This window comes from Bifidobacterium sp. W8112 (assembly GCF_016101425.1).
Lineage (GTDB): Bacteria > Actinomycetota > Actinomycetes > Actinomycetales > Bifidobacteriaceae > Bombiscardovia > Bombiscardovia apousia.
Genome location: NZ_JACFQN010000002.1, coordinates 199,612 through 212,398, shown reverse-complemented (window position 1 = coordinate 212,398; position 12,787 = coordinate 199,612). Strand labels below are relative to the sequence as shown.

The window sequence follows — 12,787 nt, the reverse complement described above, 5'->3', positions numbered from 1 at the left end:
TGCGTAATTGAGCGGTCTTGCCGAGCATTGATCTCGGCCATGGCTGTGTGACATATTCATCAACCTGCAGTTCCTTGCCGTATTGACCAGCGCTGGTCAATACGGCAAATGGATGTTGGCTGCTTGAAAATGGGTATCGTCATTATGACACGTCCATCTTGAGGAGATCCGCTGACGATTAACTTTTAACTGAGAAGTAGATAAACAGTTGGCGGTCAAATTTGTGTATTGGGTACAGTGATTCGTGTCAGTCTGAACAAGACTCGATTACTCAGACTTCACTTATGTCACAGTGTTTGGTCATGGCTGCCAGTGGTCATCAAAGTGAGAATCATTCGATTTTTATCGCGCTTGTACACCAGGAGCCAGTCTGCGTCGACATGTAGCTCCTCGTATTTGGACCAGCGTCCCTTCAACTGGTGATTTCGGTATTTACGTTTAAGCAGTGCTGAATTGTAATCAGCCAAGTCGTCGAGCACTTGATCGAGCCTGCTTAAGTCGAAATGCTTCTTCTTGATTTTCTTGACATCACGCAGGAATTTCTGCGTATATGCAAACTCATACATGATGGATGATGTCTTTCATATCCTCTACATCACCCACGTGAGTGACCGGTGAAGCTTGAGCTTCCTCCATTTCCCTGTCAAAATTGGAAAGTTGGGAGCGAAATGGAAGTCCCCCTTCGCGCAAAGACTGAGAAAGAAACATGTTTATTGCTGTGCCGAGATCAAGGCCTAGATCTTCGAAAAGCTGTGAGGCCCGACGCTTCATATCCTCGCTGGTGCGAATTTGAATTCTCGCTGTCTCTTTCATTACTTTCACCCGCTTCGATTGCTCTATTTGTCTTCTTTAGCTCCAAAATTATATCATTTGTGCTCCGAATGGAGTTATATTGGAGTTATTTTAACTCCACGAGTGAAGAAATGAGCATGACTTGAGATTCATGAACAAGGTTTTTGACAATGTGACGCACTAAAAAATGCGGGGAGTTGGATTCTTGAACCGTAAAGGCGGTATGAAAAGGGCCGGCCAAGTTGCCTCGGCCGGCCCTTGTTCTGTGGAGCTGCGGGGAATTGAACCCCGGTCCGGTGACCGCACCCTCAGTCTTCTACGTGCGTAGTCTGCTGGCCTTTGTGGCTATCTGTCTGCCCCCACCTGTGTCGCAGACAACCGGTGGCGGGCATAGCCGCAGTAAAAGTCCCCGAACCGCCCTGTGGCGCGGCAGTTCAGGCAAGTCTTCTTAATGACGCTCAGCATCCCCCCGAAGGCGAAGGGGAGTGAACGGAGCAGCTGCTCACTGGTTAATCCTGGCGCGAAGCTCAGGCAGCGAGAGCGAACTCAGTGCGGTTAGATTTAGCACTTGTTGTTTGCGGGAGGACATTAACGAGCGGACCCCCGCGTTCTCGGCACGCTTCCCTGCGACGAACAGGTCACCGTCGAAACCGATCAGCCCCAATCTTGAATTATCAAGCTCTGCCGGTGCCATTACGGACCGGCCTCGTCAGTATACAACAGATGGACGCTGCGGGTATTCCCGCTTCTCCCTGGGCATTGACTTGCATTTTGGTCAAGCCACAGAGCCCAGTCGGCTGGTGGCGTAGTCGCTGAAGGCGTGCACCTCCTCCACGTCCTCGTGAAAGGCCTCCCGCTTCGTGTCGTTAAAGAGGTAGATATTGAAGCGGGGCATGTCATCACCGGCAAAGGGGATGAAGCGCAGACCTTCGCCAGGGTGTACGCCAGCTGAGGTGATCAGGCTGCAGACCAGGCTGGATGTAGTCACCATTTTCAGTGTTTCCACGTCGGAGACCTCGATCAGGTGGCTGACAGGTTCAGACAGGTGAATCAGCCGTTCAGCTGCCTGGGCATGGACGAAATCACGGTTGAGGGTGGCGAAGGGAACGTCCCCGGGAAGCATGGCCAGGTCCTCGGGGTGCAGGCTGGTCATTCCTGCTGTGCCCAAACGTTCGGCCATGGACTGGGTGCAGACCATACCGAAGGGGAAGGATGCCAGCTTGGTCGTTTCAACGCCATCCACGCTCAGTGACTCGTCAACGCTGGCAACAGCCCCGTAGTCCACGCGGTGGGCCTCTATCTGGCCCAGCAACTTTTGGGATCCTATGGTTTCTACGGTCGTGTTCTTGTCTGGTTCGGACTGCTTCTGCTGCCCTTGTCCGGAGCTCAGCAGCGATGAGATGATGGGAGGCAGGCCGATGGTGCGCCGTCGAATACCGGTTCGTGCAGCCAAGGCCTCGGGCAAGGAGTTGATCAGGTCCAGGGCCTGGCTGACATGATCCACCACTGTTCTTCCAGATTGGGTAAGCTGTGTGCCGTCGCCAGCGCCGAAGCGCTGCCGCAGAACCAGCCTGGTTCCCAGGCGCTTTTCCAGCCTTCTGATGGCCTGCGAGACCGCAGGCTGGGAGATGCCTGCCTCCAACGCGACGTCTGTGAAACTGCCGTACCGGGCCAGCATGGTAAGCAGCTCGAGGTCGCGGACATTATCCATATAGGTCATGAGCCGCTTCCCTTGATTGTTGCTCAGATTAGTATTGCTTATCCGTCAACTTTGGCGAAAGACTACTTACCACCACCCTATCATTGTCGACTGGACTTAAGAAGATTGACACCTGGGGAATATTGATACGGCTTGGCTCATGATTGTGGTCCGGCCAACACGATCGTCGTTCATAAATCGTGCTGGCCGGACCACAATCTCAATATTGCAGGAAGCGAAGGCGCTGGTTTCGCTCAGGCATCATAGTGCCACTGGGCCTTGGCCACGGCGGCGTCCACATCCTCAATCGGCTCACGGTTCAGACCCTCCTGAACCGCCTGTTCAGCCACAGCAGTGGCGACCCGGCGCGAGATCTCCTTGAGGTCGGCCACCGGCGGCAGCACGGCGGTTCCGGGCTTGTCCACGTCGATCATGTCGGAGATGGCATAGGCTGCGGCCAACAACATTCCCTTGGTGACCAGCCGTGCCTTGGCGACGATGGCCCCGAAGCAGATGCCGGGATACATGAGGGCGTTGTTGCCCTGTCCGATGGCATAGGTGACACCCTGGTAGTCAACAGGCTTTGAGGGGGTGCCGGTGATGACGAAGCCGCGGCCGTGGGTCCAGGCGATCACGTCGGCGGCCTTGGCCTCGGCCAGTTCCGTGGGGTTGGAGATGGGGCAGAGCAGCGGCCGTTCCACATGCTTGGCCATGGCCTCCACAACGTTCTGGTCAAAGGCTCCAGGCTTGGTCGAGGTGCCGATGAGCACCGTGGGTTGGAAGGCGTCGACAACCTGCGCCAGCGAGGTCTTGTCGGTGACCGAAGCGAACTCATTTGGCTTGCGTGCATAACGGGTTTGGCCCTCGGTCAGATCATCCTGGCCCTGCTCGATCAGACCCTGACGGTCGAAGAGCAGGACCCTGCTGCGCGCGGTCTCGGTATCCATGCCTTGGCGGATGATCAGGTCGTCCACGATCTGGTCGGCGATGCCCACGCCGGCGGTCCCTGCGCCGAAGACCATGATCCTGGTGTCCTTGGGGTCGGTTCCGGCGATTTTTCTGGCGGCGATCAGTGCGGCCAGGACGGTCACGCCAGTGCCCTGGATGTCGTCATTCAGGGTCAGGATCCGATCCTGATAGCGCTTGAGGACGGGCGCGGCCTCGGGCCTGCCGAAGTCCTCCCAGTGGATCAGGGCCTCCGGATAGCGCTGGAGGACCTGTTGGACGAAGTCATCGATGAAGTCGTCGTAGCGCTGGCCTCTGACCCTGGCGAAGTGGTTGCCCACGTAGTCGGGATTGTCCAGCAGGGCTTGGCGGTTGGTGCCCACATCTACCATCACCGGCAGAACGCGCGAAGGGTCAATGCCGGCAGCAGCGGTGTAAACCGCCAGCTTGCCTGTCAGGATCTCAGCGCCCTGAGCGCCCCAGTCGCCGATGCCGAGGATGCCCTCCGCATCTGTGCAGACCACCAGGTCAATGGGCCGATCGCCGGCGTACTGGTCCAGGGCATCGCCGATCCCCTCGGGATGATCGATGGAGATGTAGGCCACATCGCTGCCCGAATAGAACTCGTCGTAGCGTTGGATGGACTGGGCCACGGTGGGGGCGTAGACGATGGGCATGTACTCGGTCAGGTGCTTGTCCATGCTCCTGTAGAAGAGCCGACGGTCGGTACGGCAGATGCTCATCAGGTAGAGTCGCTTGTCCAGATCGGTGGGCTGGGCCAGGAAGCGGCGGTAAACGATGCGCTCGCGCTGTTCGTCATCCTGTACGGCAGCAGGCAGCAGCCCGTCCAGTTTTAGCTCGCGCCGTTGCTCATAGTTGAATCCCAGTCCCCGGTTGGCATAGGAATCGTTGATGGTATCGAATCCTGTCATGGTCTCACTTGTCCTTCACGATCGGGGCCGGCCGCGTTGCCGGACCTCTGCAATCAGCCTAGAAAAGCCTTGGACACACCGGCAAATAAGCAGAATCTATATGCACTTAAGCCCCTTTTGCCGCTCTTTGACGGGCATTGGAGGTCATGGACGGCCGCCAGGTATGGCGCTCCTTCATATAGGGAATGCTTATTTGTCGCCCCTGCCGCCTGCCGCATAGCATAAGTCCACATGAGCAAGCCGACGAAGAGGTCGGTGGTTTCCAGGCGGTCATACGCCGGATCATGAGCGAAGGAGCAATGATGGGTGAAACAGTACGAACACGTGAGGGCAGGGGAGACCCCCAGGCAGAGGCCAGCCAGCCTTTCAATACGAGCCAGCTGGTCAAGGCTCTGATCTGTGTAGCGGTAGGGTTGGTCATCTTCCTGATTCCGCCTCCCAAGGGGCTGACCGCCCAGGGCATGCACATGCTGGGAGTCTTCGTAGGCACCATCCTAGGGCTGATTCTGCAGCCTCTGCCCACCTCAGCAGTGGCCATCATCGGCATGACCGTGGGGATGCTGACCGGTGCCCTGGATCCCAAGAAGGCGGCTTTCAACGGACTTGGCAGCGCATCCATCTGGCTGATTGTGGCGGCCTTCTTCATCGCCCAGGGCTTTGTCTCTACCGGACTGGGCCGTAGGATTGCTCTGGTCTTTCTATCTCGATTAGGCAAGTCCAGCCTGGGCACAGCATACGGGCTCTCGGCCGCCGACCTGGTCCTGGCCCCGGCCACCCCGTCAAACACGGCTCGTCTGGGCGGCATTCTATTTCCGATCATCACCTCCATCAGCGACGTGCAGGGTTCAAAGCCGGACACTGACGAGTCCCGGCGGCGCATCGGCGCCTACCTGGCGATCACGGCCAACAACGTCAACGCCATCACATCGGCCATGTTCCTCACGGCCATGGCGGCCGGCCCGGTTGTCGGACAGCTGGCCCAGAAGTTCCATGTGGACATCGGATGGGGTACCTGGGCCCTGGCCGGCATCGTGCCTGGCCTGATCTGCCTGATCATCATCCCCGCCCTGATCTACCGCATCTTCCCGCCAACTCTGAAGAACGTTCCTCAGGCTCAGGAGGATGCCAAGGACGAGCTCAAGGGAATGGGCCCGCTGAGCATGCACGAGTGGATTATGACCGTGACCTTCCTGGTCATGCTGGTCCTCTGGGCGACCGGTTCGGTGATCCATATCAACTCCACCACCGTGGCCTTCCTGGGCGTGGCCGTGCTGTTGTGCACCAAGATCATCACCTGGCAGGATATGGTCGCTAACAAGTCCGCCTGGTCCACGTTGATCTTCTTCGGCGTCCTGGTAGGCATGGCGGAACCGCTGAACACCCTGGGTGTCACCACCTGGGCGGGGGAGATCATTGCCGGACTGGTCAAGGGCCTGCCCTGGGTGCTGGTCTTGGTCATTCTGACGGTCTTCTACTTCCTCATCCACTACATGTTCGCTTCCGAGCTGGCTCAGGTGGCGGCCATCTACACGCTCTTCGTCAGCGTGGCCGTGGCTGCCGGGGTTCCCGCCATGCCTGCAGCGTTGATGCTGGGATGCGCCAGCGGTCTGATTGGCGCCATGACCCATTACGCCTCCGGACCGGCGGCCTTGATTTACGGTGCCGGATACGTCAAGACCTCTGAGTTCCTGCGGATCGGCCTGATCTGCGGACTGGTGACCGTGGCCATCTTCCTGACCGTGGGTCTGGGCTGGTGGCGGCTCATCGGCATCTGGTAAATCCCGATTCAGTAGATATATGTTTGGTCCCGTCCAGTCGGCATTGACAGCTCGACCGGGCGGGACCAAATCATGTTTAAAAGCGAGGGATCACTGACCCTGCTGGCCCAGATAGTCGGGGATATGCTCGGGATATTCGGGCCAGGCGCCCTGCTGGGTGCAGACGAAGGCGGCGGTGTTGACGGCAGCCCGGTGGGCCTGAGTCAGGGAGGCCCCCAGCAGACGGTTGATGGCGAAGGTGCCGGAGAAGGCATCGCCGGCCCCGACCGTGTCGGCCACGGTGATCTCAGGCGTAGGCAGGTGTGAGGACTGGCCGTCCGCCAGGTAGATCGTGCTGTAGTCGCTGCCGGCGGTCAGCACGATGGTGTCCAAGTGCCACTGATCCATGAACCAGCGGCAGAGCTCGTCGTCGGTGGCTCCGGGAACGTGGAACATGTCGCGCAGGGTGGCCAGCTCCTCGTCGTTGAGCTTGAAGACCGTGGCCATGTCCAGCAGCTCCTGGATCAGATCCTTGCTGTAGAAGGTGCCACGCAGGTTGATGTCGAAGAAGCGCATGGCATGGCTCTTGGTGTGGCGCAGCACCTGCAGGCAGGTCTCGCGCGACTTGCTGTTGCGCATGCTCAGCGTGCCATAGCAGACGGCATCGGCCTTGCTGGCCAGTCCGGCCAGGTCATCCGTGTACTCCAGATGATCCCAGGCCACATCCGGTTTGAAGACGTACTGGGGGATGCCCTCGGTCAGCTGAACCTCGACGGTGCTGGTGGGGTGGTCGTTGTGCTGCAGCACGGCATCGACGCCAGCCTGGTGAACAGCTTCTTCGAGCTCCCGGCCCAGGTCGTCGCGTCCTACGGCGCTGATGGCATAGCCTTCCGCTCCGTTCTTGGCTGCATGGTAGCTGAAGTTGACCGGTGCACCACCGGCCCGCTTGCCTGTAGGCAGGACGTCCCAGAGGATCTCGCCGATGCTGAGGACCATGGGTTTACTGGTCATGGTGTTCCTTTCCTGATGACGGGTGATGCGCCCGCCTTGTGCTTGTTGATTTCACAGCTGTACGGCCCATGCTGGCCGGGTGCTCCAAAAATTGGTTGGCCGCCACTGCCGCAGCGCCGGTCAGCGTGGCGTCGATGGGAAGGCGGGAAAGCAGGATCTGTGTGTGTTCGCGCAGGCCAGGCAGGGCGCGCTGGGAGACTATGGACCGAACCTGTTCCAGCAAGCGGTTTCCGGCAGCTGCCACCATGTCTCCGATGACAATCTGGGCGGGGTTGTAGGCGTTGACGATGGTCACGCAGCCATAGCCCACGTAGTCGGCTATCTGATCCACCAGAGTTTGGGCGGCCTGTTGACCAGAACGAGCCCGGTCGAACAGGCTCGCACATGCCTTGGCGTGGGTCATGGCCTCGACTCCGGGGAAGTGATTCCGCACATCCGGCTGACACATGCGGCGGTGGATGGCTACCGCCGAGCAGTAGCATTCCAGGCAGCCACGGTTGCCGCACTCGCAGGGCAGGCCGTTCAGATCGATGCTGACGTGGCCGATCTCGGTGGCCGCTCCCTGGCTGCCGTCCACCAGGGCACCCCTGTCTATGACTCCCAGCCCTACGCCTTCGCCCACCAGGAAGTAGGCCATGCTGGATGCACTCACGCGGGGGTCGAACAGGCTCTGGGCCAGTGCCCCGGCCCGAGCGTCCTGCTCGATGAAGGTGGGTACGCGGAAGGCCTGACCGAATTCGTGGATAAAGTCCACGCTGCGCCAGCCGGGCATGCTGGTGACCAGGGCGATGCGTCCGCTCTCGCGCAGATAAGGGCCCGGCACGGCCATGCCTACAGCCACGATGGCGGGGTTCGCCTCAAGTCGTCTTGCCACTCGGGTTCGGACATCGGCTACGGCACCTGGGATGTTGCCGGGGTCGACGGGGGGCAGTTCCTCCGAGTCCAGCAGGCGACCGCTGATGTCGAACAGTCCGATGCTGACCAGGCTGCGAGCGAACTTGACTCCGATGACCTGGTAGCGGTCGGCGTTCAGGGCCAGGCCGATGGATCGACGGCCGCCCTCAGAGTCCATGCTGCCGGTCTCGCTGATCAGGCCCAGACTCATCAGACGGGCCACCAGCTTGCCTACGGCTGCCGGTGTCAGATCGAGGTCCCGGGCCATTTGGGCTCGCGAACTGGTGCCTTGCTGGTGCAGATACTGGACGATGCGAGACTGGTTGAGCTCGGAGAGGGCCTTTGGCGTGCTGGCGTAGGTGCTGCTGCGCATATCAACCTCCTCCTTGAGTGGTTCCGTCACGCGATCCTCGCGCACTTTATGAACAGCGTTTATATATTAACACTGTTTAATATCTGCTCGCAAACACCTCCAACGGTTGCAAAACTGTTCAAGGTGCCGAGGAAGGGATTGCCATCGGCCGCAGTCGAGCTTGGCTGCTCAAGGGGCAGGGTTTCGGCTGGCAGCCAAGGTCGAACTATCCAGGCGGGGGTAGTCTGGTCTTCTATCCATCGATGTTGATTGGGACGGCTATGCACTGGTGATCATAAACGATGGCGGAGGAGTGGTATGCAGGCAACGGATTGGAACCAAGGTTGGCGCTATCGACATTTGCAGGAGTCAAAGGAACCCTGGAAGCCCGTTGAGCTGCCTCACGATGCCATGTTGGCAGAACCCAGAAGGGCCGATGCTCCGAGCGAGGCTAACAGTGGATGGTTCGTCGGGCGCGATTACGAATACTGCAAGAAGGTATGTGTTGACGGTCTTGGGCAGCACGATTCGATGATTCTGGAATTCGAGGGCGTGTACCAACACAGCGAGGTCTGGCTGGATGACCAACGCCTGAGCTTTCACCCTTATGGATACACGGGGTTCTTTGTCGACCTGAGTGGGAAAATCCGACCGGGGGAACCGGGCGTGATACGTGTTGTCGCCCGCAACGCCCAGCAGCCCAATTCGCGTTGGTATTCCGGAGCAGGCATCTACCGGCCCGTCACGCTCTGGAGTGCTGGCCCCCAGTATCTGTACCCGGACGGCGTCAGGGTCTCCACGCTCGGAGTCAATCCCTGTGCCATCCGGGTCTCATTGCGGGCATCATCAGGCGGGACTGCGCGGGTTCGCATTATGCGCCACGACAAGGATGAATCGGGGTCCTTGGCTGAGGTTGCAGTCCCTGTGGATTCCGATGGCAGAGCCCAGGTCGATATCGACCTTCCTGGCGCCCAGCCATGGAGTCCGGAAAGCCCGACGCTGTATGAATGCCAGGCGCTCTTCGTCTCCTCCTCGGGCTGCCATGACCAGGCTCAGGCGATATTCGGCATACGAACGGTTGCCTGGGGGGATCAGGGGCTGCTCATCAACGGTGTCCGCAGGATTCTCAAGGGTGCCTGCGTTCACCATGACAACGGGATTCTTGGCGCTTGCGCCTGGCCCGAGGCCGAGGAGCGGAAGGTGAGGTTGCTGAAACGCAATGGCTACAACGCCATTCGCAGCGCCCACAACCCCTGTTCGAAAAGTCTTCTGGAGGCTTGCGACCGTCTGGGTATGCTGGTCCTGGATGAATATGCCGACCAATGGTACATCCACAAGACCATCCACGACTATGCACAATACCTCCCGAAATGGTGGCGCAGTGATCTGGCTGATATGGTTGCCAAGGATTTCAACCATCCATCAGTCATCATGTACTCCATCGGCAACGAGGTCAGCGAAACCGCCCAGTCCAAGGGGGTGGAACTGACCAGGCGCATGGTCGACTTCCTCCACGGTCAGGATGCGAGTCGTCCGGTTACCTGCGGGGTCAACATCTTCTTCAACTTCCTGAGTTCGATCGGGCTCGGGGTGTATTCGAGCAGGAAAGCGGCCAAGCAGGCGGCGCACGATGGGCGAAAGAGAAGCTTGTCGCTTTCAATGAAGCGCCATGGATCTGTAGGGAGCCGATTCTTCAATGAAATGGCCGGAATCATGGGAGCGGACTTCATGAAGAAGGGTGCCACCCTGCCCTCCTGCGACCGCCTGACCCGTGATGCCTTCGCACTTATGGACGTGGCCGGATACAACTATGGAATCAAACGATACCTTCAAGACCTCCGCAGATACCCCCATCGGCTCATCCTGGGGACGGAGACCTTCTGCAGCGATGCCGACGAGTTCATGCGTCTGGCCTCCCGTTGCCCGCGCCTGATCGGAGACTTCGTCTGGGCAGGTATGGATTATCTGGGCGAAGTCGGCGTGGGCGCTTGGGAGTATCGACAGGAAGTTCCACGGTTCAGCGGGCTGGGCTGGCTGACTGCTGGTTCCGGCCGTCTTGATCTGACAGGCAGGCCGCTGGGCGAGGCCTTGTACACACGGGTGGCGTTAGGGGGCGAGGCCGGGCCCTATCTGGCTGTGCGGCCCGTCAATCACTCGGGGGAGAGGCATTCTCCCAGCGCCTGGAAGATGACAGATGCCCTTGACTCATGGTCTTGGGACGGCTGCGAGGGCAGGACCGCCCAGGTGGAGGTCTACGCCCGGGCTCATGAGGTCCTGCTGATGCTGAATGGCCGTTGCCTTGGCCGTTCGCGTTGGCGGGGTAGCACTCGTTTCCGTTTCTCCTGTCCTTATGAACACGGCCTGCTGGAGGCCTTGGCCTACGACAGCTCGGGCAGGTTGATTGGACGGAGTCGGTTGCGGTCAGCCGCTCCCCAGACCATGGTCAAGCTGGAGGCCGATCGGAGCACCGTTCGCCCGGGAGGGTTATGCTTTGTGAGGGCAAGGTATACCGACCAGCAGGGCATTGACAAACCCATGACATCAGGAGATTTGACTGCTCAGGTAGAGGGTGGCCGACTGCTGGCCTTTGGGTGTGCCGCCCCATACAATCCCGAAGGGTTTTTGACCGGGCATACGCGCACCTATTACGGCCAAGCCTTGGCAGTGGTGCAGGCGGATCGGTCAGCAGGTTCAGACGGCTCGGACGTACCCAAGCAGCTTGAACTCAAGGTTTCCGACGGTCATCGCAAGGCTGCTTTGCGCCTTCCAATCCATAGGTGACGTGATCGTCATCTATATAATTCAACGAATTGACAAAATCGATCCGTCCCTCTACGCTTAGTGCTCAGGAGGCAGGAACTGGTTTCCTCCCCTGTGAACGCTGTAAAGGCAAATGCATTAAGCAAAGGAGCATTATGGGTCTGTGGGACGTTGACAAGATCGAATACGTGGGTCGCCAAGGCGTCAAGGAGGGCCTGGGCTTCCGTTACTACGACAAGAACAAGGTGGTGGCCGGCAAGCCCATGAAGGACTGGCTGCGCTTCGCTGTGGCCTGGTGGCACACCTTTAACCAGGGCTTGGTGGATCCCTTTGGCGATCCCACTGCGCAGAGGCCCTACTACCGCTACACCGATCCCATGGATCAGGCGCTGGCCAAGGTGGACTACGCCTTCGAGCTCTTCACCAAGCTGGGGGTTGATTTCTTCTGCTTCCACGACCGTGACCTGGCTCCCGAGGGCGACACCCTGCGCGAGAGCGATGCCAATCTTGACAAGGTGGTTGACCGCATCGAGGCCGCCATGAAGGACACGGGCGTCAAGCTGCTCTGGAACACCTCGTCGCTCTTCACCAATCCTCGTTTCGAGGCCGGCGCCGGCACCTCGCCCTTCGCTGACATCTATGCTTACTCGGCCGGCCAGCTCAAGCACAGCCTGGAGATCGGCAAGCGGCTCGGCGCCGAGAACTACGTCTTCTGGGGCGGCCGCGAGGGCTACGAATCCCTCTGGAACACCCGGATGAAGGAGGAGCAGGACCATATGGCTGCCCTCTTCCACATGTGCGTGGACTACGCCAAGGAGATCGGCTTCGACGCGCAGTTCCTGATCGAGCCCAAGCCCAAGGAGCCCACACTCCACCAGTACGATTACGACGCGGCTACCACCATCAACTTCCTGCGCACCTACGACCTGCAGGATAACTTCAAGCTCAACATCGAGGGCAACCACGCCAACCTGGCTATGCACACCTATCAGCATGAGGTCCGCGTGGCCCGCGAGACTGGATTCCTGGGATCCTTGGACGCCAACCAGGGCGACAAGCTGATCGGCTGGGACATGGACGAGTTCCCCTCGGACCTCTACGATGCCACCGCTGTCATGTGGGAGGTGCTGGCCAACGGGAGCATCGGGCCCCGTGGAGGCCTGAACTTCGATGCCAAGCCGCGCCGCTCCTCCTTCCTGCCTGAGGACCTCTTCAGGACCCACATCGTGGGCATGGACACCTACGCCGCCGGTCTGCTGGTCGCGGCCAAGATGCACGAGGACGGCTACATCGAGCAGCTGCAGCAGGATCGCTATGCCTCCTTCGAATCCGGCATCGGCTCGACGGTCAAGGATGGCACGGCCACACTGGCCTCCTTGGAGGAGTACAGCCTTGACAAGCCGCAGGCAGAACTCATTGCCGCTGACAAGTCCGACCATCTTGAGGTCGTCAAGGCCACCATCAACAACTACATCGTCGAGGCTCTGGCCCAGGCCTGAGTTTTAGACGGCTGTCGTTTCCTAGCTCCGCGAGTGAAAGCCCGCGGGGCTTTTTTGTGTGTGCGGATCAATGCAGGCATGTTTGCCAGGCAGGACACGCCAATTGTATCCGACCCCTATTGCTTGGAACGGAGGGGAGTATAATC

General features: G+C 59.4%; 9 protein-coding genes and 1 other RNA gene. 3 read left to right on the top strand and 7 right to left on the bottom strand.

The annotated features are described in order from the left end of the window. Positions 1–287: 287 nt before the first annotated feature. The 5 genes from H3T92_RS05260 to H3T92_RS05240 form a co-directional block, all read right to left on the bottom strand. On the bottom strand, positions 288–566 hold the full coding sequence (locus tag H3T92_RS05260; protein ID WP_045924101.1) for a type II toxin-antitoxin system RelE/ParE family toxin: 279 nt from the start codon (positions 564–566) through the stop codon (positions 288–290). Further along, on the bottom strand, positions 559–813 hold the full coding sequence (locus H3T92_RS05255) for a type II toxin-antitoxin system RelB/DinJ family antitoxin (protein WP_101432134.1): 255 nt from the start codon (positions 811–813) through the stop codon (positions 559–561). The genes H3T92_RS05260 and H3T92_RS05255 overlap by 8 nt, the downstream gene beginning before the upstream one ends. Positions 814–1,055: 242 nt before the next feature. Beyond that, positions 1,056–1,454: a transfer-messenger RNA gene (gene ssrA / locus H3T92_RS05250) on the bottom strand. 113 nt (positions 1,455–1,567) lie between these two features. After that, the gene (locus H3T92_RS05245) at positions 1,568–2,512 is read right to left on the bottom strand and encodes a LysR family transcriptional regulator (RefSeq protein WP_144085497.1); all 945 of its coding nucleotides are present in this window, start codon (positions 2,510–2,512) and stop codon (positions 1,568–1,570) included. Between the two features lie 233 nt (positions 2,513–2,745). Further along, the gene (locus H3T92_RS05240; protein WP_144085498.1) at positions 2,746–4,368 is read right to left on the bottom strand and encodes an NAD-dependent malic enzyme; all 1,623 of its coding nucleotides are present in this window, start codon (positions 4,366–4,368) and stop codon (positions 2,746–2,748) included. Positions 4,369–4,670: 302 nt separating this feature from the next. Here H3T92_RS05240 and H3T92_RS05235 point away from each other — a divergent pair, with 302 nt between their 5' ends. Continuing rightward, positions 4,671–6,146 (top strand): DASS family sodium-coupled anion symporter, encoded by a 1,476-nt coding sequence (locus tag H3T92_RS05235; RefSeq protein WP_144085499.1) that lies wholly within the window; start codon positions 4,671–4,673, stop codon positions 6,144–6,146. A 90-nt stretch (positions 6,147–6,236) separates the two neighbouring features. On the opposite strand, the gene H3T92_RS05230 is transcribed toward H3T92_RS05235, so the two are convergent. Together H3T92_RS05230 and H3T92_RS05225 are read right to left on the bottom strand one after the other, a co-directional pair. Continuing rightward, positions 6,237–7,136: a carbohydrate kinase family protein gene (locus H3T92_RS05230; RefSeq protein ID WP_144085500.1), complete on the bottom strand. Its 900-nt coding sequence runs from the start codon at positions 7,134–7,136 to the stop codon at positions 6,237–6,239. Then, positions 7,126–8,403, bottom strand: a complete 1,278-nt coding sequence (locus H3T92_RS05225) for an ROK family transcriptional regulator (protein ID WP_144085571.1) — start codon at positions 8,401–8,403, stop codon at positions 7,126–7,128. The genes H3T92_RS05230 and H3T92_RS05225 overlap by 11 nt, the downstream gene beginning before the upstream one ends. A gap of 297 nt (positions 8,404–8,700) precedes the next feature. On the opposite strand from H3T92_RS05225, the gene H3T92_RS05220 reads away from it, so the two are divergent. After that, positions 8,701–11,163, top strand: coding sequence for a glycoside hydrolase family 2 TIM barrel-domain containing protein (locus H3T92_RS05220; RefSeq protein WP_144085501.1), 2,463 nt, complete (start codon positions 8,701–8,703; stop codon positions 11,161–11,163). Positions 11,164–11,297: 134 nt separating this feature from the next. Then, complete coding sequence (gene xylA / locus H3T92_RS05215) at positions 11,298–12,641, top strand: xylose isomerase (protein ID WP_144085502.1); 1,344 nt, start codon at positions 11,298–11,300, stop codon at positions 12,639–12,641. The last annotated feature ends 146 nt before the right edge of the window (positions 12,642–12,787 follow it).